The organism is Domibacillus tundrae (assembly GCF_000970675.1).
Classification (GTDB): Bacteria; Bacillota; Bacilli; order Bacillales; family Domibacillaceae; genus Domibacillus; species Domibacillus tundrae.
On sequence record NZ_LAJA01000010.1, the window covers coordinates 82341 to 105428 of the forward strand.

The following is a 23088-nucleotide window of genomic DNA, read 5'->3' on the forward strand; positions in this document are numbered from 1 at the left end:
TAATGGGCTGCAGGCTGGCGGCTGCGCTAACACAGGGGCGAGCGCTGAACCAGTCACCGCTTCGCGCTGCCCGTTTCAGCCTGTCCGCTCGTCCCGCCGGGAGTCTCCGCTACCAGCCCTCTGCCCGTTGTTTTTTAGGTATGGATAGACATATATGACCCATTCTTTTCGATAAGAGAAGAAAAGACCAGATTGTTGTTTACCCTTCCTGTTTTTCCTCCCCACAAAAGCGGAGCCGCGCGAATGCTGCCCTTACATGACGGGGGCTAAGTGCCGCTGCCCGAGTTTTTCTCAACGGCCAAGTGTAAATTCTTTTGTTCAACTTATATAGCTGGCACTATATCTTTTCCCTATATGCTGTCTCGTTTAATCATAAAGGATACAAGTTCTTCTTTGATACATTTATCTCGAATTCGAGATAAATGTATCATGAATAAAATGTGGTGTCAACAAACCTTACTTTCTCTTTTTGCATTTTTATTGGCTATAACAATTTAAATTGCAACACAATCTCTCTATAGATTATTTAAATCATATAAACCGTAAAAACAGCAGAAAAGAAATGAACTATCTATACTTTTTTACAGTTCAAAAAATTCAGTGGATTCGACATAATAAAGCTAGGTTTTGTAAGCGCCTTAAAAAATCCTGATTCAAAAATAAGGGGGTCTATTTAAGTGACGATTGAACAAAAAGAAATCACCAGAAAACCATTAACTGGACAAGAGTATTTGGACAGCTTGCGGGATGGACGGGAAATTTGGATACATGGTGAAAAAGTAGAAGATGTAACAACGCATCCGGCTTTCCGTAACTCAGCCCGGTCCATTGCAAGACTGTATGATGCACTGCATGATGAAAAAACAAAAGATATTTTAACAGTTGAAACAGACACGGGGAATGGCGGTTATACACAAAAATATTTTCAATTTGATAAAACCACCGATGACCTTTTAGCTTCCCGCGACGCGATTGCAGAGTGGGCAAAATTATCATACGGACAAATGGGAAGATCGCCGGATTATAAAGCTGCTTTCTTAGCTACACTCGGTGCGGACCCGGATTATTATGCACCCTATCAAGACAACGCAAGAAGATGGTATAAAGAAGCACAGGAAAAAAACCTGTTCTTCAACCACGCGATTATTAATCCGCCGGTTGACCGCAACAAACCTTTGGAAGCGGTATCAGACATCTTTATTAAAGCCGTACGTGAAACAGAAGAAGGCGTGATCGTCAGTGGCGCAAAAATGGTCGCGACAGGATCGGCCTTGACGAATTACAATTTTGTTGCCCATTACGGTGCTGCGCCGATTACAAAAGAAGAATTTGCGCTTTGCTTCGTAGCTCCAATGAATACACCAGGTATGAAGCTAGTCAGCCGTACTTCATACGAAATGAACGCAGCAGTGATGGGAAGCCCATTTGATTATCCGTTAAGCAGCCGGTTCGATGAAAATGACGCTGTGCTTATTTTCGAGGACTCATTAATTCCTTGGGAAAACATTTTGATCTACAAGGATATTGAAAAAATCAACAACTTCTTTGCTGAAACGGGCTTCCTTAACCGCTTTACATTCCATGGCGTCACAAGATTAGCTGTAAAACTTGATTTTGTCGCTGGATTACTTATAAAAGCTGTCAAAGTAAATGGATCGGATACATTCCGCGGTGTGCAGGTCAATGTCGGTGAGGTCATTGCTTGGAAAAACATGTTCTGGGCTCTCAGTGATGCGATGGCAATGAACCCGGACCCTGGGAGAAACGGAACCGTCCTTCCGAATTTAAATTATGGCTTAGCTTATCGGGTCTTTATGTCAGAAGGATGGCCGAAAGTAAAAGAGATCATCGAAAATGTTGTAGCAGGAAGTTTGATTGTACAGCCTTCAAGTGCTCGTGACTTCTTGAACCCAGAGCTTCGTCCAACACTTGATAAGTTATATAGAGGATCAAACGGAGTTCAGGCAGTAGATAAAATCAAATTGATTAAGCTTTTATGGGATGTTGTAGGCACAGAATATGGTGGAAGACACGAATTATATGAGAGAAACTATTCGGGCAACCATGAAAATATCCGATTGGAAAATCTGCTTGTGGCGAATCAAAACGGCCAGGCTGCTGAATTTGAAAAATTCGCGGAAGAATGCATGAATGACTACGATTTAAATGGCTGGACAAACGATACATGGATTAACCCGGACGATATTAACTATTTTTCCAAGTAAACAGATAGAAAAACAAAAAATAATGAATACGGGGGAAACAAACATGGTAAATCAACGTGTAAATGAAATTTTTGAAGGATTTATTAAACATACAAAACAATTGCTTGAAGAAACGCAAGTGACGCATGACGAATATCATGAATTTGTAGGATGGCTTGATCGTCTTGGCCGTACTGGAGAAATTCCTCTTTTTATGGATGTCTTTTTTGAAACGCATGTATTGCACAGTATTTACGATGAAAATCCTGGGACAGAGCCATCTCTTCTCGGTCCATATCACATTAAGGATACACCAATGCTGGAAAAGCCTCATGTTTTAACACAGCGTCCAGATGAAAAAGGAGAAATTTTAACTTTTTCAGGAACGGTGAAAGCAGTGGATGGAAACCCATTGGCAAATACTCTTGTTGACATGTGGCAGGCAGATGCGGATGGCGAATATTCTCATTTCGCTGAGAACATCCCAGACTATAACCTTCGCGGAAGATTCTACACGGATGAAAATGGTTATTTCGAAGTGAAAACGATTATCCCAGCTCCGTATAAAATTCCTACTGCAGGACCTACCGGGGAATTTTTAAACTGGATGGATCAGCATGCCTATCGCCCGGCTCATTTGCATCTTCAATTTGAACAGGATGGATATGAAAATTTAATTACTCAAGTATTCTTTGAGGGAGATCAATGGCTGGAAACGGATGTAGCAGAAGGTGTGCGTCCTTCACTCGTTACAAAACTTGAAGACAATGCAGACGGTTCCGGTAAAAAAGCGTCGCTTGATTTTGAAATGAGAACGCGGGACTGGAGAGCAAACATAAACAATGAAGCACTCCAAACGTCGAACTAATCGTTTCTAGTGCTCTCAAGATAAAGGGAATCAAAGATCAGATTCCCTTTATCTATTTAACAACCCAATTTATTTCTCCTGTTATTCCATTATTCTGTCATTTCAAATTACTACAATGTTGGAGGAACTTCTATGAAAATATTCAAAAATGGTGAACTGACCCTCAGCCAGTCTGTCGTCACGATCGGGGCTTTTGATGGCATTCATATCGGACACCAATCTCTTATAACAAAAGCTGTTAGTCGTGCGCAGGAATTGAATGTTCCTTCCGTTGTTTATACATTCGATCCTCCTCCACGTGCTTATTTTCAAAAACAAATGATTTTAACAACTGTTGAAGAAAAAATATCCATCATCAAACAACTCGGTGTTGATTATGTGATAATCGCCAGCTTCGACGAGCATTACATCTCGAGAAGTGCAGAAGATTTTCTTAATGAGTTATGCTTTCTATTTCCAAAGGAAGTGTGGGTAGGTTCCAATTTTCAGTTTGGAAAAGGAAAAAAAGGAACCATTGAACACCTTTCTATTCAGTTTCAGACCTTTACTCATCCGCTCATCAAATGTTCAAAAGGAGAACCCGTTTCTTCAACTAGAATCCGAAATTTGATCTCTAAAGAGGAAAAGCAGCTAGCAAATGATCTGCTGGGCCGGAATTTATTTGAAACCATTCAATTAAGTTAGGACGGGGAGAAATTTTATGTATTCCATTGATCCTTCAACTTTAAATGAACAAGAAAACTATAAACTGCTTATTGGCAGTATTCTTCCAAGACCAATTGCCTTTATCACCTCTCTCTCGGAAAATGGTGTCTTAAATGGGGCTCCATTTAGTTTTTTTAACATTGTGTCGTCTAATCCACCGTTGATTTCTGTTGCTATCCAAAGAACAAACGGGTCAATGAAAGATACAGCGAGAAATATCCTAAAGCAGAGAGAATTTGTTGTTCACATCACTGACACGTCAAATGTAAAAAAAATCAATGAAACAGCCAAAGCATTGCTTCCAACAGAAAGTGAAGTGCAAATGGCTAATCTTACCCCTGTAAAAAGTAAAAAGGTGGGAGTCCCGGGGATTCAAGAAGCAAAAATTAGAATGGAATGCACGTTAGAAACAGTCCTTCAACTAGGCGGGGAGGGACAAAATCCTGGATGTGAGCTGATTATTGGAAAAATCGTTCAGTACCACATTCAAAAAGACGTATACAGCCAGGGGCGCATCCATCATGAAAAGCTGGGACCGGTCAGCAGGTTAGCAGGAAGCAGCTACGCAGAAATCGGCAGCGTTTTTTCCATAAAACGGCCGACATAATGACGCAAATGAGATTAGGTAAAAAAAGAGAAATAACCAGTTTTCTGGACGGTATTTTTATGCGCATACATAAATTTGAAAGGAGAAGGAAACCAATGCAAGTGTATACAAAGGAACTTGGGGACAAACAAATTCAAATTGCAGATTATCCTGGAGAAAAGGGTACAGTTATCGCTATCCATGGCTTAACGGGTACACATAAGAACATGAATTACTATGCGGAAGCGTTAAAAGGAGATTATCGGTTTATTGCCATTGATTTGAGAGGAAGAGGAAACAGCTCTCAGGCAGATGAGCACACCTCGATATACCGTCATGCAGAGGATATCATCCATTTAATCGAAGCAATGAATATCGAAAATCCAATTTTACTGGGCCATTCAATGGGCGCTTTTATTTCGATGATTGTGGCCAGTCAGCTGAAATCGGTGAGAGCAGTTGTACTGCTCGATGGGGCTGCTTCCATGTCCGATCAGCAGCGTGATATCGTCAAACCTTCACTCGGTAGGTTGAGCAAGCAATTTGATTCAAAAGAAAGTTACCTGGATGAAGTAAAAGGAATCTATCAACGGCTCGGAATTGAGTGGACACTCACTTTGCAGGAGGCGGTGGAATATGAAATTCATCCAGCAGGCAGCCATTGGGAGCATAAATCCGACGAACAAAAAATTCTCGAGGATTTTGAAAGTTTCTATTCATTTAACCCTGAGGAAATTTGTTCAAAAGTGGAATGCCCCACCTTGCTCGTTTATGCAAAAGGAAAAATCGGAGCATTTCCCCCTTTGTTTTTTGAGGAAGCCTACGATGCCACCAAAATACATACACGCCATCTCCAGAAAATGATTTCAGACTCTAATCATTACACGATGGTATTTGAAGAGAGAAAAGACATCAACCAGGCAATCAAAACATTTTTGGATACTATTTAAAGAGGGGGCAGGCACCATGAGTAAAGGATTGGCTTATTTTCAAGAAGTGTATGATGTCGTGCCAGGGTGGGTTCAAAAAATGCATGATTACAGCCCGGAGTCCCTGGAGCATTATACGAATCTGCGTGGAGGCATTATGACAGATGGGCGTTTATCAAGAAAAGAGAAAGATATTTTGTTAGTTGGCATAAATGCCGCACGCTTGTATGAGCGAAGTATGGTCTATCACACAAAAGGGGCGATTGAAGGCGGGGCCACTGTGCCGGAACTTGTGGAATATTTGCTTGTTTCTTATTTATATACCGGGGTACAGGCGCTGCAAACCGGAATGAAGTCATTGGATTACGCCCTCTCTTTAAAAGGAATGCATGTTCCGATTTTAAAGGAAGAATCTCCTGCTACAGAGCAACTGCTTCTTCACATCATTGAAAAAATGGGAGATGAAGATTCTTCTTTTGTACAAGCTGTACTGGCACTGGTTCAGTCAGGTGATAAGCAAGGATTAAAAGAAAAGATCGTCAGTGATTCCGCTGTATCCAAAAAATTAAAGCATTTATTAATAGCTGGCATCTATACAACAGAGTTAAAAGGGAGAGAGGCTGAGAAGTGGATGGCGAAGGCCAGGGAAAACGGAGCAACGGAAGAAGAGCTAGCGGAGGTAGGCTTGATCTGCCTTTTAACAGCAGGAATTCCAGCTTGGTTTGAAGCAAGTGATTCATTGATCGAAAAGTAAAAAATCGGGGGTGGGAAAATGACAAAGATCCATCATGATGTGGATACCGCTTTATCGAGTGTGAAAAACGGCCACACATTAATGGTTGGGGGATTTGGCTTAATTGGTGCTCCTCTTACACTCATTGATGGTTTAACAAAAAAAGATGTATCTGGGCTGACCGTGATTAGCAACAATTTAGGAGAGCCTGGAAAAGGTCTTGGGACCCTTCTGAGCCAAAAGAAAATAAAAAAAGCGATCGGTTCTTATTTTACAAGCAATCGTGAAGTGGGTGACGCTTATCAGCGGGGCGAAATAGAGCTGGAGCTTCTTCCCCAAGGGACGCTTTCAGAATCGATGCGTGCAGGCGGGGCTGGTATCGGCGGTTATTATACAAAAACAGGTGTTGGAACTGATCTTGCCAAAGGAAAGGAAGAAAGAGAAATCAATGGACAAACTTATTTATTTGAACCGGCTATCAGGGCTGATGTAGCATTGATCAAAGCGTGGAAAGCCGATACGCTGGGCAATCTTATTTATTATAAAACAGCACGTAATTTCAACCCTCTTATGGCCACAGCAGCTGATATCGTCATCGTGGAAGTGGAGGAGATTGTGGAGCCGGGCGAACTTTCTCCAGAGGAAATTGTCACCCCACATTTATTTGTGGATGGAATTTTTCTTGCCAGGAAACGATTAACGAAAGAAGGTGTGATCGATCATGAGTGACAAAAACCAACTCCAGGAATTAATTGCGAAACGGGCTGCACAAGAGCTGACTGGTTCCTGTGTGGTTAATCTTGGCATTGGAATCCCCACGCTCGTTGCGAAATTTATTGAAGATCCTACTGTTTATTTTCACACTGAAAATGGATTGCTCGGTGTAGCAGACGTTGAGGAAGATCAAATCGATCCGAACTTAGTGAATGCAGGGAAAATGCCAGTAGGAGAAACAGTTGGTGCATCGTTTTTTAACAGTGCCGAATCGTTTGCCATGATACGCGGCGGCCATGTGGACGTGGCGATTCTAGGCGTTCTGCAGGTTGATCAGACAGGGCAGATTGCCAACTGGGCAGTACCCGGGAAAAATATTATGGGCGTTGGCGGTGCGATGGATCTTTTAGTTGGAGCGAAAAAAGTCATTGTCACGACAACACACACATCAAAAGACGGAAAAAGCAAGCTGCTGAAAAAATGCACATTTCCGATAACGTCAACGAGAAGCGTCGATATGATTATTACGGAGCTGGCTGTGTTTGAAATCACGGACAACCAGCTGCGATTAATCGAGCTGATGCCCGATGTAACAATAGAAGAAGTAAGAGAAAAAACGGAAGCTGACTTTATTGAGTAGGGGATGGTAGACGTGAAAATCCATTCATTAGATGTATATATTATTGATTTACCCACAATCCGGCCCCACCATTTAGCGATGCATACAATTGTGACTCAAACCATTGTAATCGCTTGTATAAAAAGTGAGGATGGAATTGAAGGGTGGGGGGAGGTCGCGACGATTGGCGGCGCTTCCTACTCTGAAGAAAGTCCTGAAGCCATCAAATTGAATATTGAGAACTATGTAAAGCCGCTCATTATCGGTGAAAATCCAGTGAATTTCGATGCACTTTCCTATAAAATCAACCGATATGTTAAAGGGAATTATTTTGCAAAAGCATTGGTGGAGTCGGCAATGGTCGATTTAGTAGCAAAAACGTTGAACATTCCAGCTTATGAGTTATTTGGCGGGCAATGTCACGAATCTTTGCCCGTTGCCTGGACACTCGCAAGCGGGGATACCGCAAAAGATATTGAAGAAGCGCAAAATTGTTTAGCTGCTAAACGGCATAATATTTTTAAATTAAAAATCGGCAAAGGGAATCCGAAAACAAATGTTGCCCATGTCATTAAAATTAAAGAAGCAGTTGGCGATGCGGGCAGTGTCCGTGTTGACGTGAACCAGGCATGGGATGAGGTCACCTCTCTTTATTGCATTGAAGCGCTTCAAAATGGCGGCGTTGATCTGATCGAGCAGCCGCTCGTCCGTTGGGATAATGAAGGAATGTCCAGGCTGACATCCCGGTTTAAAGTACCCATTATGGCAGATGAGTCTCTCGGAACCGTACAGGAAGCCTATCAAATTTCAAAACTGAGAGCAGGTAATGTCTTTGCGCTAAAAGTGCCGAAAGCGGGGGGGCTGACGGCAACGAAAAAAGTAGCTGCGATAGCAGAAGCTTCCGGCATTCCAATGTATGGCGGAACCATGATCGAATCCTCATTAGGCACAGCAATTTGTGCTCAGCTGTATTCAACCATCCCGGAGCTGACATTCGGAACTGAATTATTTGGTCCGCTTCTTTTCAAAGACAACATTACAGTGAACCAAATTGAATATGAAAATTTTGAAATGAAAATTCCATCCGGCCCAGGGTTTGGTATGGAAATGGACAGAGAAAAAGTAAAGCATTACTCAAGAGATATCTAAACGGAATGGAGAGGGTTCAATTTGACGAATGTTGTGATTATTGATTCTGTTCGAACGGCGATTGGAAAGCTGGGTGGCGCGCTGGAAAATGTCCCTGCGGACTTTCTTGCTGCCACAGTTCTTGATGAGGTGGCCAAGCGGGCGGATATTTCAAAAGATTCCGTTGATGAAGTGATCATGGGACAAGCGAAACAAAGCTCCGATGCGTCCAATTTAGCCAGAGTAGCCCTTCTTCGTGCTGGATTTCCGGAAAAAGTGCCGGGTTATACGGTTCATCGGCAATGCGGTTCAGGCATACAATCCATCAATTCTGCGGCTCAGCAAATCCAATGCGGCTATGGAAAGATCATTGTGGCTGGTGGAGCTGAGTCGATGAGCACGGCCCCTTATTATCTTCGAAATGCACGCTTTGGTTTTAAATCAGGAAATGGACTGCTACTGGATCCAAATACGGAAAGCCAGCCGGGATCACAGCCAATCGAAGACTATGGAATGCTTACGATGGGCATGACTGCGGAAAATTTAGCGGACAAATATGGAATTTCCAGACTGGAACAAGATGAATTTGCTTTTAGAAGTCAAGAAAATGCGAAACGAGCCATATCAGATGGGACCTTTTCCCAGGAAATCATTCCATATGAGCTGAAAACGCGAAAAGGCGTTACAGAATTTAAAATAGACGAGCATCCACGAGAAACGAGCCTTGGAAAACTTACCCAATTAAAGCCTGTCTTTAAAGAAAATGGGTCCGTTACGGCAGGAAACAGCAGCGGAAGAAACGATGGAGCGGCGGCGGTTGTCCTTATGTCGGAAGAAGAAGCGAAAAGGCTGGGAAAAAAGCCGAAAGCGAGAGTGATTGCCCAAGCAGCGGCGGGCGTATCACCCTCTATTATGGGAATTGGACCTGTTAATTCAACGTTAAAAGCGCTTCAAACGGCAGGTTTAAAAAAAGAAGATATTGATGTAATTGAATTAAATGAAGCTTTTGCAGCCCAGGCGCTTGCCGTGATAAAAGAATTAAAGCTGGACATCAATAAAGTGAACCCTAACGGCGGTGCCATAGCAATGGGTCATCCAATTGGTGCAACCGGTGCCATTCTCGCAACAAAAGTACTTCATGAGTTAGAACGAACAGGGAAACGGTATGGGTTAATAACATTGTGTATTGCCGGAGGATTAGGAATTACTACTATCATTGAAAACACAAGGCTTTAATGAAAATATATAAAATAGGGCAGATGAACGTTGCAACACACGTAAGACCAATTATTGGCCGTATTACCATGAAGATGGAATTAGTGACCTCGATATTTGTTCGGGGTCATTTTCTATTAGCTAAGCTGCTGTCACACTGCCAATAGAGTAATTTAAGGAAGAGCATTAAACTTTTGTGATGGAAAACTGATACAGGACGATGGATCTGCCTTAAAACAGAACGGAGGATTAAGATGAATATCTTGGAAGCATTAACACAATCAGCGCCTTTCTTTCAAATGGTTATAAAAGGAGATGTAACGCTTGGAGTTGTAGATAAAGAGAGCCAAACGTTCTTATGTTATTTACCTTCAAAAAAGGTTGATTTCGGTATCAAAGAAGGGGATCCTGTTAATCCGCAAGACCAGAACGTGCAAACCGCGCTTCGTGGAGAAGTGGCCACAGTGACAGTTCCAGAGAATGTGTATGGCATACCTATTAATGCCACGGCTTTTCCTGTAACGGATGAACGGGGCAAAGTAGTCGGGGCATTAGCATTTGGGTTTCCCCTCGATACACAGCAAAAAATCGCACAATACATGGGAACTGTAAAAAGTATTATCGATTCATTACAGGATAAAGTCTATATTATCGCATCTCACTCAGAAGAACTTGCTGCAGCTAGCGAGGAAGTAAAAGGCCAGTCAAAAATAGCGCTGGAAGACTCGAAAAAAACACATTCAGTAATCGAATTTATCTGTTCTGTATCCAGACAAACAAATTTGCTGGGCTTAAACGCATCTATAGAAGCAGCTAGATCCGGGCAATACGGGGCTGGCTTTAATGTAGTGGCTCAAGAAATAAGGAAACTTTCTAGCGAAACATCACATGCCACAGAATCCATTGAAGAAGCGTTAAGAAATATTACAGGTAATATTAATAATTTGATGGAGAATATGACTCAAATTAATGGCGCTTCTAATGATCAGGCCAATTTGGTGCAGGATTTTAGGGTAATTATTGAAAAATTAAATGCTGTCAGCGATGAGATGAGTGCTTTTATGAAAGAAGTAGTACGCTAGCAGTTATGAACAAACGGGCAGCCTTTATTTTGATTTTTACCATGAATACATGGATAAAAGGAAAATAATGATTTGTTCCTGCAATGGAGTTTACTCATCACGACTGCCTGACATTCAGGACGCAATGCTAACGCTTGTTCTTCGTTCCTTTTATTACCATACACAAATGTACATAGTGCATAGTAAAATAGCGATATACCCTTCTTTTTTGTGGTTCCTTTATGAAATTATCCTTGTTAACATGAAATCAGAATGAAAGCGTTAACAAAAAAAGAATGAAGGGGAGATTTTAATGGATGGAAGAGAGTTAAGAAACTGTATGGGACATTTTGCTACAGGGGTTACGGTCGTAACATGCGATACTGAAGATGGAGGGACACACGGTTTAACTGCCAATTCTTTTACGTCAGTATCTTTGGATCCACCGCTTGTACTCGTTTCAGTAGACCGAAAAACGAAAGCGCTTCAATTTTTGAAAAATAACAGTTTTACCGTAAATATATTAAAAGAAGACCAGCAAGATACAGCGATGCATTTTGCGGGACGTCCGCTTGAGGAACCGCCATTCCAATGGGAAAAAGGGGAACTGTGCAACCGGTTCGAGGACTCTCTTGCATACGTTGAATGTGAACCTTGGGCAGAGTATGACGGCGGCGATCATGTGCTTTACGTAGGTAAAGTGAAAAATTTTCAATATAACGAAGGACGTCCGCTTGCTTACTACTGTGGAAAATTTTCAACAGTTTCACAAAAAATAAACGTATAAATAATCCGAGCGGAGGGGTAGAATGAAAGCTCATCATTTGCTTTTTGATAATGTAATAGATATAAATCCCCGAACTGGCACCATCAAGTTTAGTGACAGAAGAATGGCCCTTATGTCTGTAGAAGCTTTAGGTATCCTCCGCAGAGATTTAGTGAACACCCTTAGCATGGAAAGAGCAAAAGGGTTTTTAATGAGATACGGGTGGGCATGTGGCTCTAAAGATGGGGAAACGCTGGAAAAGATGTACGATTGGGACTCGAAGCAGGAACTTTTGCTGGCGGGTCCTTCTCTTCATACATTAGAAGGTATCGCGACAGTAGAACCAGACGTCATTGAGTTTACAGAACAAGACCTTCATTTTACCGGATTCTGGAACGAATCCTTTGAGGCAATCGAGCATGTCAACCACTATGGATACAGCAGTGACCCGGTGTGCTGGATTCTGATCGGCTATGCCAGCGGGTATTTGACAAGAACGTTCGGTAAAGAGGTACTGGTATATGAAGAAGTATGTAAAGGAAAAGGAGACGCGCATTGCAAGTTTGTCGCTAAAACATTTGACCCGAATGATGAGCGGCATCAGCAGGATTTACGCTATTATAAGTCTGAAACATTATTGTCTGAGTTAGACCGGGCTTATAGGGAAGTAAAGGAGTTAAACGAAAATATTATCGAATCTGACCAGGTCCAAAGTCGACTAACAGACCTGCTTCTGGAAGATAAAGGGATTTCAGAGACGGTCGGTTTAATCTCGGAAATCCTTCAAAAAAGTATTATTATCGATTATTTTCATGAAAAAATGGAAGGTTCTTTTTTATTCCCTGAAGACAAGGCAGCTTACGATAGCTGGAAAAGAAATGAGACGCCTCCAGACGTAAAGCAAAAACATATTGAAGCATTCCCTATCATCGTTCATAGTGAAAAAATTGGAAGAATGGTGGTAATCAGTGACAGAGCATTAGATAAAAAGGAAAAAATGATTATCAAACGGTCAGTAACTGTCTGTACCGTTCAACTGTTTCACCAGCAAAAGCTCACAAAGTCAATTTGGAAGAAAAAAGAAGACTTTTTTGAGGAACTGTTGAATAATAAAATAGATGAACCTACACTCCATAGGCATATGCATGTCTTTGATTTTAATCCTCATGCGCAAAACCGCATCTTGACATTGAAAGTAAATACAGATTCGAAAAAAGAAGTTATTCTTCACTATTTAAGTGTTGTTTTTCCTACTATTGATGTATTTTTAAAAGATCAATACATCATTCTCATTTTATCTGAAGAAAGTAACACGGACATGGAAACATTCACGTTGCAACTGCAAAATACCATTCAAGAAGAATTTAAGCATATTAAAATTTATATAGGTGTCGGCCGTACCGCTGACAACCTGAAAGACTTAGCCAAGAGTTATCAGGATGCCTGCCGGATATGTGATTTTATTCAGCTTGCTTATCCTGCTGACAGCAGAGCCTCTTATTATGAAGAATTAGAACCCGTTATCATGTTTTTAAAAGGGATTGATCAGGAAGAGTTAATTGATTTTTGTAATGAGACAATCGGAAAATTGGTTGAATATGACAATTCAAATCAAGGAAACTTAGTTATTACCTTGAAATCCTATTTGGATTATAACGGGAATCTTCAGCAAACTGCAGATGATCTTCATCTCTCTATTGCGGGACTTCGTTACAGGCTTGAAAAAATTGAATCATTCTGTAAAGCGGATTTGAAGACTGGGACAGGCCGTTTTAAATATCAGCTGGCAATACGAATTTATTTTGCCCTGCAAATTATTAACAATCGGTTGACTGGTTTTCAAAGTGTGAACTGATGAATTAAAAGAGTTGGGGGAAATAAGGACATGGGGACCATTAGTCGAGCAGACGTTACCGATGCTGCTGAAATTCTCGCGCTGCAGAAACTTGCGTATGTAAGCGAAGCTGAAATCTATGAAAATGACGACATTCAACCTTTAAAGGAAACACTTGACGAGGTAGAAACAGCGTTTAAGCATCATGTATTTTTAAAGTATGTACAGAATGGAAAAATCGTTGGATCCGTCAAAGCTATCGAAAAAGATGGAACATGCTATATAGGAAAATTGATGGTCCATCCAGACTGTCAAAATAAAGGGATTGGGAAGCAATTAATGAACGAAATTGAACAACAGTTTCCAAATGTCCGTTTTGAATTATTTACAGGCGGCAAAAGTACAAGAAATATTTCTTTTTATGAGAAACTTGGATACAAGAGGTACAAACATGAAAAGTCGCCTATCGAGGAAACCGTTTTTTTGTATATGGAAAAAATCAAAAAATAAGAGTGAAATACCAGCTTACAGAAAATAGATTGAGAAGCGATTAGGGTGTTGCAGCGAACATCTCCTATATTAGACAAAAACTGCCGGACATATAATTCGGACAGTTTTTTTTATCGGTGTCATTTGTTTTTTCAATGATGTCAACATTCCCCTTGCCAAAATAGTGTTTTCCTTTCGTTGTTTGTCTGCTGAAACCGCTTTATTATAAGACTATAGACAGAGACAATCAGTCACATGAAATAGAAAACAAAAAGGAAAGGGGTTTTTCAGATGAATCAACAGACAGAGCCTAAAGCAGATTTTCGTGTGAAAATTCAGCGGTTCGGCAGTCATTTAAGCGGCATGATCATGCCAAATATCGGTGCATTCATTGCATGGGGACTTATTACCGCATTATTTATTCCAACTGGATGGATTCCGAATGAAGACTTAGCGGCGCTTGTCGGCCCGATGATTACGTTCTTATTGCCAATTTTGATCGGTTTTACCGGCGGCCGCATTGTATATGATATCCGCGGGGGTGTCGTTGGGGCAACAGCTACAATGGGGGTCATCGTCGGGGCAGACATTCCGATGTTCCTCGGCGCGATGATTATGGGTCCTCTCGGGGGCTATGCGATTAAAAAGTTTGACCAGCTTGTGGATGGCAAAATTAAATCCGGTTTCGAAATGCTTGTCAACAACTTCTCTGCCGGGATTATCGGCGGGATTTTAACATTGATTGGCTACAAAGCGATTGGTCCGGTTGTTGTGACATTAAATAAAACATTGGCAGCAGGCGTGCAGGCGATTGTCGATGCAAACCTGCTTCCGCTGGCGAGTATTTTCATTGAACCGGCGAAAGTATTGTTCTTAAACAACGCGATTAACCATGGTATTTTAAGCCCGATCGGGATTGAAGAAGCCGCATCAGCGGGGAAATCAGTTCTGTTCCTTCTTGAATCAAATCCTGGTCCTGGTCTTGGAATCTTGCTTGCATATACGTTATTCGGAAAAGGGATGGCGAAACAATCCGCACCAGGTGCCGTGATTATCCACTTCCTTGGCGGGATTCACGAAATTTACTTCCCATACATCTTGATGAAGCCGATTCTTTTAGTCGCAGCGATTGCGGGCGGCGCAGCAGGTGTCGCAACATTCCTTTTATTTGATGTTGGTTTGTCAGCAGCACCGTCACCAGGCAGTATTTTTGCCCTAATGATTATGTCACCGCCGGGTAACCATCTTGGGGTGTTGGCAGGGGTTATTGCCGCAGCGGTTGTATCATTCCTCATTTCAGCGCTTGTGTTAAAAACGTCTAAAGCAACAGAAGAAGATGGATTAGCCGAAGCAGCTGCGAAAACATCTGCGTTAAAAGGAAAAGAAAGCCATGCAGCTTCTCTTGTGAAAACAGAAGAAACACCAGCAGCATCTCCAGTGACTCCAGCAGAAGGTCTGCCATCGAATGTAGAAAAAATTATTTTTGCCTGCGATGCAGGGATGGGGTCAAGTGCGATGGGTGCATCTATTTTGAAAAATAAAGCGAAAAAAGCAGCGCTTGATGTAAACATTTCGAATACGTCGATCAGCAACTTGCCGGCGGACGCGGATGTAGTTATTACTCACAAAGACTTAACAGACCGCGCCAAAGCAAAATTGCCAAATGCGTATCACATTTCCGTTGAAAACTTCTTAAATAGTCCGAAATACGATGAATTGATGGAACAATTGAAGAAATAACAAAAAGCAGCCCGCATAGGGCTGCTTTTTTGTGTGCCGAGGGGTATTGCTACCTCTGTAAAGATGACACGTTCATCATAAAAGAGAAAAGGCCGTCCCGACAACAAATCGGTTAGATTATCTGACGGAAAAAAGATTCATTGCCTGTGGGATAGCGATCGCTATTTATTTTTCAGAAGCCGATTTTTAATGTTAGCAGCAGCCATTCGTTGTTATACTAAAGGAGCAGGTACAGAGGTGAGAGAGGAGGAATGGTATGACGACTGAACAAACAAATTTACGGCTTGTGCTGACGGGTCTGCTGTTAGCCATTTTAATGGCGGCAATGGACAATACCATTGTCGCAACAGCGCTTGGATCCATTTTAGCCGATTTGGGCGGAGTTGAAAGCTACATATGGATTACATCCGCGTATGCAGTGGCTGTAATGGCGGGCATGCCGATTTTCGGAAAACTGTCGGATATGTATGGGAGAAAGCGATTTTTCGTCTTTGGTTTAGTGATTTTTTTAATTGGTTCCGCATTATGCGGCATTGCTCAATCAGTGCCCCAGCTTGCTGTGTACCGTGCGATTCAAGGGATTGGCGGTGGTGCGCTTTTGCCCATTGCTTTTACAATCGTGTTTGATGTGTTTCCGGCTGAGCAGCGCGGGAAAATGACCGGCATGCTCGGCGCCGTATTTGGCGCGGCAAGTGTTCTCGGTCCGCTGCTCGGTGCATTCATTACGGACACGATCAGCTGGCATTGGGTCTTTTATGTAAATATTCCGATCGGATTCGCTGCACTATTTTTCATTTTGCGCTTTTATAAAGAAACACCGAAGCATACGAAACAAAAAATAGATTGGACCGGGGCGGCAACACTCGTGATTGCAGTTGTGAGCCTTATGTTTGCGCTGGAACTCGGCGGAAAGGAATTTGCATGGGCTTCGTGGCAAAGCTTTTTATTATTTGGTCTATTTGGTTTCTTTATCATTGTATTTCTATGGGCAGAAACAAAAGCGGAAGAGCCCATTATTTCATTTTGGATGTTTAAAAACAGGCTATTTGCGTCCTCGCAAGTGCTTGCTTTCTTATATGGCGCTACGTTTGTAGGATTAACTATCTTTATCCCGATTTTTGTGCAGGCCGTCTATGGCGGCTCGGCGACAAATGCAGGCATTATTTTAATGCCGATGCTGCTTGGCTCTGTTGCCGGGAGTGGTTTTGCAGGCATTATGCAGGCGAAAATGCCGTACCGCCGTATTATGGTGATTTCCGTTGTGGCTTATGCGGTCGGAATGGCACTTATGTCGACGATTTCACCGGAGACAAGCCGTCTTTTATTGACGGTTTATATGGTAACGGTCGGATTTGGCGTCGGATTTTCTTTTTCGCTGCTGCCGTCTGCAAGCATGCACAAAATGGATTACCGGCACCGCGGTTCGGCGAACTCAACCAATTCCTTCTTTCGTTCACTCGGGCTGGCGCTTGGGATCACGATCTTCGGCTCTATCCAAACGAAGCTTTTGACAAGTGAGCTTGCCGCTAAACTGGGTGGAAGCACTGGAGCAGATTCGTTTGGAATTGAGAACGTTCAGACCGTTTTTCAACCGGAACAGCGCGCGCAAATTCCGGAAAATGTTCTTGAGGTGATTGTGAATGCAATGTCAAATTCGATATCGGCAACGTTTTTATGGTCCCTTGTCCCAATTGCGATTGCTGTAGCTGCTGTCTTTTTTATGGGCGATGAACAGCTGGAAGTAGAACGGAAAAGAAGAGAAAATGCTTAAATGGAGAGCCGCCTTACCTGTTTTTTTCATCAGACAGAAGGCGGCCTTTTTCAATGTTGGCAACAAGTCTTGTGCCGAATTGGCATTTTCGTTTTATTGAATATGCTTTACGACGGGTTTATGATGAAAAAAGAAGGAAATAATATTAAAAAGATGTCACAAGGGGGTGGGCGGCATGTATGTATCTGCTCGTGAACGGCTGATTTTGGATTTGCTTATTGACCGGGAAGAAGAAATGACGGTTAAAGATCTAGCAGATGACATCGATGTCAGTGTGCGGACCGTCCATCGTGACTTAAAAGGCATTGAGCAGATGATAGAAGCGTACGATTTAAAGCTTGTGAAAAAAGCGGGAGTCGGCGTACAGCTCGTTGGCGCAAAAGAGAAAAGAGATGAGCTGAAAATGGCGGTTTCTCACCTTTCTTACAGTGAGTATACGCCGGATGAACGCCAGACGATGCTGCTGTGCGCGCTGCTGGAATCGATTGAGCCGGTGAAGCTCGTATCCCTTGCTAACGACTTGCGCGTAACAATCGCCACAGTCAGTAATGATTTGACGAAGCTTGAAAAAACACTTAAGCAGTTTGGATTAACGATTGTCCGCCGGCGTGGGTATGGCGTAGAGCTTGAAGGAAGCGAAACAGCGAAGCGGCGCGCCATGAGTAGCATCATTGCGGAAAACGTGAATGAAGTGGAATTTTTATCCCTGGTAAAAGAAAGTATTCAAAAAAAAACACAGGATTCATCAGATTCTATTTCCGAGCGCTTGCTTGGATTAGTGGAGAAAAAGAAATTATTAATTGTTGAAAAAGTGGTCAAAGAAATTAACGCCGGTCTTCCGTATCCAGTGGCGGACAGCGCCTACATCGGACTTGTTGTCCATTTGGCGCTTGCGATTGAACGGATAGAGCGGGGCGGCAACATTCAAATGGATCGGGCCTACTTGAACCAGCTGCAGGCCGCGCCGGAATTTGATATTGCCCGGGAAATGACGGAGAAATTAAAAGCCGTTTTTCAAATGGATATTCCGGAAGCGGAAGTCGGCTATATTACGATGCATCTGCAAGGGGCGAAGCTGCGTCAGGACAAAGAGTATGTCTTAGAAGAATCAAGCTTCCAGGTCGCTCTAAAAGCAAAAGGATTAATCCAGTTCGTTGAAGAAAAGCTTGGGGTTGGGCTGCTGGACGACCAGTCTCTTTTTCAAGGACTCGTCGTCCATTTAAAGCCAGCTATGTACCGTATTAAGCAAAAAATGGGTATTACCAACCCGCTGCTTGAACGGATCCAATCCGATTACAGTGACTTATTTGCAATTGTTAAACAAGCGGTCCATCATGTTTTTCCATCCACTGATGTGCCGGATGAAGAAATTGGCTATCTCGTCATGCATTTTGGTTCAGCCTTGCCTGGCGCCAAGCCCGCCGGACCGTTAAAGGCGTACACGATTTGCTCAACTGGCATCGGTACATCAAAAATGCTAGCTGCACGGCTGCAGCAGGAAGTGCCGGAATTAACAAGCGTAAAAAACATTTCACTGTTTGAATTAAGCAACTTGGAATTAGACGATGATCTTGTTATCTCAACGATTCCGCTGCCAGATTTTGATCACGATCATATTGTGGTCAGTCCGGTGCTGACGAAAGAAGATTTAACGAAAGTACACGCTTATATAAGAAGGCACAATGCGATACCGGTTCAGACGGAGCGAACTGCTTTCAAACAGCCGGTTCGTTCATTTGACCAAATCGAAAAAACAGTGGGCAGCATTCAGCGTTATTCGGATGCGCTGCAAAACATTTTAAGACAGCTTTCCGTTACCCGTTCTGAGAAGAATGCAGCAGAAGAAGTGCTGAAGGAAGCCTGTACCGTGCTTTCGTCCATTCAATCGGAAGAGACAATCGTGCAGGCGCTGCTTCAACGGGAAAAGCTGGGCGGCATCGGGATTCCCGGGACAAAACTTGCTTTTTTCCATGCGCGCCACCCGGATGTTTTAACCCCTTCGTTTACGATGCACAGACTGGCAAAACCGGTCATCCTCGAAGGAATGGATCAACAGAAGATGGAATCGGACACGATAATTATGATGCTTTCACCGGATCCTTATCATGTGGAAGGGCTTGAGTTGCTGAGTATGATCAGTTCACTCATAATTGAAAGTGATGACAGCATCGCCTTGTTTCAGTCGGGACGGGAAGAGGAAATAAAAGAGTGGACGGCGACAAAATTAGAGACGTTTTTATATGAAAAAATAACAGAATTAAGGAGTGTTTAACATGGCTATTTTATCTGCTGAAAACATCGTATTAAATCAACAACTTGGATCAAAAGAAGAAGCGATTCGCGCAACGGGACAGGTGCTTGTGGAACGTGGATATGTGGAACCCGCTTATATCGAAAAAATGCTTGAGCGTGAACAATTGACGACAACGTATATGGGGAATTTCGTGGCAATTCCACACGGCACAGAAGACGCAAAAAGTGCAGTGAAAGAATCAGGTATTGCGATTATTCAAGTGCCAAACGGTGTCAGCTTTGATGGAAATGAAGTAAAGCTCTTAATCGGCATTGCCGGCAAAGGCGACGAGCATTTAGAAATCTTATCGCAAATCGCCATTGTCTGCTCAGAAGAAGATAATGTGCTGCAAATCGTAAATGCTTCTTCCAAAGAAGAAATTTTAGCGATGTTTGACGAGGTGAACTAATATGTTAGCTGTCCATTTTGGCGCAGGAAACATTGGCCGTGGCTTTATCGGAAGCCTTTTGTATCAGTCTGGGTATGAAACGTGTTTTGTTGATGTGAACAGCGAAATCGTCGACTTACTTAATGAAAAAGGCGAGTACCGGGTTGTACTTGCGGATGAATCCCACGAGGAGCTCGTTGTGAAAAATGTCCGTGCAATCAACAGTGCATCAAATGCTGATCAAGTCATTGAAGCAATCGCACAGGCAGACTTGGTGACGGCAGCGGTCGGGCCGAACATTTTGCCGCACATTGCCGGTCTTGTCGCAGAAGGACTGCGCAAACGGACAACATCAGTCAACGTCATCGCTTGCGAAAACATGGTCGGCGGCAGCACGCTGTTAAAAGAAAAAGTAATGGAGAAAATTCCGGCAGACGAGCAGGAAATGATTTTGTCCCTTACTGGATTTCCGGACGCAGCGGTCGACCGGATCGTGCCGAATCAGTCGAATGAAGATAAATTGATGGTCGTTGTAGAGCCATTTTATGAATGGGCAGTGGAAGAAACGAAAATTGTTGGCGAAAAGCCTGCTGTCGAAGGCATTACATGGGTGCCTGACTTAAAGCCGTATATTGAACGAAAACTGTTTACCGTTAATACAGGTCACGCGGTTGCGGCTTATTTCGGATGGCAGGCAGGTGCGAAAACGATCGATGAAGCACTTCAAAACGATAAAATTAAACAAGCGCTTGAAGCCACTTTAAAAGAAACGGGCCGCTTTTTAGTTGAAAAATACGGATTTGATGCGGCCGAACACGATCAATATATTGTGAAAATTATTGGCCGGTTTGCGAACCCGCACATTACAGATGACATTACACGTGTCGGCCGCGCGCCAATCCGCAAGCTTGGCGGCAAAGACCGTCTCGTCAGTCCGGCAAAGCAGTATGAACAATTAATTGGCGAGACACCGGTTTATTTGGCAAAAAGCATTGCGGCGGCCCTTTTATATGATTACGCACAAGATTCAGAAGCGGTTGAAGTGCAGGGAGAAATCGGTCGAAATGGTGTAGAGTCAGCGATTAAAAAGTTCACACAGCTCGATGAAGCAAATCCATTGTTTGCGGAAATCGTGAAACAATATGAATTGATCCGGGAGAACGGGATTTAACTTACAAAAGGATTGTCATAAAAGTAGAGGCTGACGGTCGAATAAATGCGGTTGATGGTCGGATTCTAGACTGCAGCGGTCGAATAAATCGGAATTCGACCATCAGGGAAGGGAATCCGGCCGTCTTGCTGTAAATGCAATAATGGAGCTGACTCATTTTGAGATAGCTCCTTTTTTCTTTTTTTCGGCCCTACTGGTGTTTATTCTGGTCCACTTTCTTCCCTCTCTATTTCCCCATATTTTCAGCAAAATCCATCTATGATATGATAAAAGAACTTCAAAACGGGAAGTGACTTCCATGAGGGTTGGAGGTCAACAAAAACGAAAATAGAGGTGACGAGTTTATTTATGTTTACACAACTGAAAAAAGAATGGTTCGGCAATGTCCGTGGTGACATTTTGTCGGGGATTGTCGTGGCGCTTGCACTGGTTCCGGAGGCGATTGCCTTTTCGATTATTGCGGGCGTGGACCCGATGGTCGGATTGTACGCGTCGTTTTCAATGGCCGTTGTCATTGCGTTTATGGGCGGACGTCCAGCGATGATTTCTGCAGCAACCGGGGCAATGGCGCTTCTGATGGTGACATTTGTAAAGGATCACGGGCTGCAATATTTATTTGCGGCGACGATTTTGACCGGTGTCCTGCAGGTGACGTTTGGCTGGCTGAAAGTGGCCCGCTTTATGAAGTTTATTCCGCGCTCCGTTATGGTCGGGTTTGTGAATGCCTTGGCCATCCTCATTTTTATGGCGCAGGTGCCTCATTTTGTCGGCATCTCAACGATGACATACGTATTTGTCGCGGCGACGCTTGCGATCATTTACATTTTCCCGCGCTTCGTTAAATCAATTCCGTCCCCACTTGTAGCGATTGTTGTCATGACAGTAATTGCAGTGTATGGCGGCTTTGACCTGCGGACGGTTGGCGATCTTGGGACAATTACGCAGTCTTTGCCATCATTTTTTATCCCGGATGTACCATTCAACTTTGAGACATTGTCGATCATTTTCCCGACTGCTTTGGCGCTGTCAATCGTCGGTCTGCTTGAGTCGCTCTTGACGGCATCCATTGTCGATGATATGACCGATACGACGAGCAATAAAAACCGTGAAGCACGTGGGCAGGGGATCGCGAACATCGTCACAGGCTTTTTCGGCGGCATGGCCGGCTGTGCAATGATTGGGCAATCTGTTATCAACGTGAAGTCCGGCGGGCGCGGCCGTTTATCTACCTTCGTGGCAGGGACATTTCTACTCTTTTTAATTATGGTGCTTGGCGGGGTGGTCGTGCAAATTCCGATGCCGGCACTTGTTGCGGTCATGATTATGGTGTCGATCGGCACATTTGACTGGTCGTCTTTAAAAGCGGTGACAAAAATTCCGATTACCGACAGCATTGTCATGGTTGTGACCGTCGTAACGGTTGTGATCACGCACGATTTATCAAAAGGCGTATTTGCCGGTATTTTACTAAGTGCGATCTTCTTTACAGCAAAAATTTCGAAAGTGGATGTCATTTCTTCACGCGAAGCCGATACACTAAATTACCGGGCATCCGGACAAGTCTTTTTTGCGTCCGTCACTGATTTTGTGGACGAATTTGACTATCAGCCGGAAGGAATTCAGCACGTGAACATCAATTTTTCAGAAGCGCACGTCTGGGATGATTCGGGTGTAGCGGCCATTGATAAAATTGTGCTGAAATACCGCGATAATGGCATTAACGTGTCCTTAAGCGGCTTAAATGAAGCGAGCTCATCGATGATTAAAAGGATGGCCGTTCATGACAAATCGGGCGGCAAGCTGTCCGGGCATTAAAATACCTGAGGGTGCATTGTATAAAAACAGTGCGCTTTTTGAACAAACAAAAGGGGGAC

Annotated in this window: 20 protein-coding genes; all 20 read left to right on the forward strand. The window is 43.1% G+C overall.

The features are described from left to right. Positions 1-677 precede the first annotated feature (677 nt). The 20 genes from VQ00_RS10605 to VQ00_RS10705 all read left to right on the forward strand — a co-directional run bounded on the left by VQ00_RS10605 (position 678) and on the right by VQ00_RS10705 (position 23029). Positions 678-2225: a 4-hydroxyphenylacetate 3-hydroxylase family protein gene (locus VQ00_RS10605; protein ID WP_046180108.1), complete on the forward strand. Its 1548-nt coding sequence runs from the start codon at positions 678-680 to the stop codon at positions 2223-2225. Positions 2226-2268: 43 nt separating this feature from the next. Further along, a complete protein-coding gene (locus tag VQ00_RS10610; protein WP_046180109.1) occupies positions 2269-3072 on the forward strand; it encodes a dioxygenase family protein in 804 nt (267 codons plus the stop codon). A gap of 132 nt (positions 3073-3204) precedes the next feature. Beyond that, positions 3205-3756, forward strand: coding sequence for an FAD synthetase family protein (locus VQ00_RS10615; protein WP_046180110.1), 552 nt, complete (start codon positions 3205-3207; stop codon positions 3754-3756). 16 nt (positions 3757-3772) lie between these two features. Further along, complete coding sequence (locus VQ00_RS10620; protein ID WP_046180111.1) at positions 3773-4384, forward strand: flavin reductase family protein; 612 nt, start codon at positions 3773-3775, stop codon at positions 4382-4384. 95 nt (positions 4385-4479) lie between these two features. Beyond that, on the forward strand, positions 4480-5313 hold the full coding sequence (locus tag VQ00_RS10625; protein WP_046180112.1) for an alpha/beta fold hydrolase: 834 nt from the start codon (positions 4480-4482) through the stop codon (positions 5311-5313). A 16-nt stretch (positions 5314-5329) separates the two neighbouring features. After that, positions 5330-6046: a carboxymuconolactone decarboxylase family protein gene (locus VQ00_RS10630; protein WP_046180113.1), complete on the forward strand. Its 717-nt coding sequence runs from the start codon at positions 5330-5332 to the stop codon at positions 6044-6046. A gap of 18 nt (positions 6047-6064) precedes the next feature. Next, entirely contained in the window at positions 6065-6754 is a 690-nt protein-coding gene (locus VQ00_RS10635) for a CoA transferase subunit A (protein ID WP_046180114.1), read from the forward strand. Further along, the gene (locus VQ00_RS10640; protein ID WP_046180115.1) at positions 6747-7379 is read left to right on the forward strand and encodes a 3-oxoacid CoA-transferase subunit B; all 633 of its coding nucleotides are present in this window, start codon (positions 6747-6749) and stop codon (positions 7377-7379) included. Before VQ00_RS10635 ends, VQ00_RS10640 begins: the two co-directional genes overlap by 8 nt. Before the next feature lie 12 nt (positions 7380-7391). Beyond that, the gene (locus VQ00_RS10645) at positions 7392-8507 is read left to right on the forward strand and encodes a muconate cycloisomerase family protein (RefSeq protein WP_052728482.1); all 1116 of its coding nucleotides are present in this window, start codon (positions 7392-7394) and stop codon (positions 8505-8507) included. A 21-nt stretch (positions 8508-8528) separates the two neighbouring features. Then, the gene (locus tag VQ00_RS10650) at positions 8529-9722 is read left to right on the forward strand and encodes a thiolase family protein (protein ID WP_046180117.1); all 1194 of its coding nucleotides are present in this window, start codon (positions 8529-8531) and stop codon (positions 9720-9722) included. A 233-nt stretch (positions 9723-9955) separates the two neighbouring features. Further along, the gene (locus VQ00_RS19380) at positions 9956-10783 is read left to right on the forward strand and encodes a methyl-accepting chemotaxis protein (protein ID WP_046180118.1); all 828 of its coding nucleotides are present in this window, start codon (positions 9956-9958) and stop codon (positions 10781-10783) included. 292 nt (positions 10784-11075) lie between these two features. Further along, complete coding sequence (locus VQ00_RS10660) at positions 11076-11549, forward strand: flavin reductase family protein (RefSeq protein WP_046180119.1); 474 nt, start codon at positions 11076-11078, stop codon at positions 11547-11549. Positions 11550-11571: 22 nt separating this feature from the next. Continuing rightward, entirely contained in the window at positions 11572-13383 is a 1812-nt protein-coding gene (locus VQ00_RS10665; RefSeq protein ID WP_046180120.1) for a XylR N-terminal domain-containing protein, read from the forward strand. A 30-nt stretch (positions 13384-13413) separates the two neighbouring features. Beyond that, complete coding sequence (locus VQ00_RS10670; RefSeq protein ID WP_046180121.1) at positions 13414-13872, forward strand: GNAT family N-acetyltransferase; 459 nt, start codon at positions 13414-13416, stop codon at positions 13870-13872. 270 nt (positions 13873-14142) lie between these two features. Further along, positions 14143-15591, forward strand: coding sequence for a PTS mannitol transporter subunit IIBC (locus VQ00_RS10675; RefSeq protein ID WP_046180122.1), 1449 nt, complete (start codon positions 14143-14145; stop codon positions 15589-15591). Positions 15592-15847: 256 nt separating this feature from the next. After that, a complete protein-coding gene (locus VQ00_RS10680) occupies positions 15848-17362 on the forward strand; it encodes an MDR family MFS transporter (protein WP_046180123.1) in 1515 nt (504 codons plus the stop codon). A gap of 175 nt (positions 17363-17537) precedes the next feature. Next, a complete protein-coding gene (locus tag VQ00_RS10690; RefSeq protein WP_046180125.1) occupies positions 17538-19634 on the forward strand; it encodes a BglG family transcription antiterminator in 2097 nt (698 codons plus the stop codon). Position 19635: 1 nt separating this feature from the next. Beyond that, a complete protein-coding gene (locus VQ00_RS10695) occupies positions 19636-20064 on the forward strand; it encodes a PTS mannitol transporter subunit IIA (protein WP_046180126.1) in 429 nt (142 codons plus the stop codon). A gap of 1 nt (position 20065) precedes the next feature. Further along, positions 20066-21214 (forward strand): mannitol-1-phosphate 5-dehydrogenase, encoded by a 1149-nt coding sequence (locus VQ00_RS10700; protein ID WP_046180127.1) that lies wholly within the window; start codon positions 20066-20068, stop codon positions 21212-21214. Positions 21215-21562: 348 nt separating this feature from the next. Beyond that, entirely contained in the window at positions 21563-23029 is a 1467-nt protein-coding gene (locus VQ00_RS10705) for a SulP family inorganic anion transporter (protein ID WP_046180128.1), read from the forward strand. Positions 23030-23088: the final 59 nt, after the last annotated feature.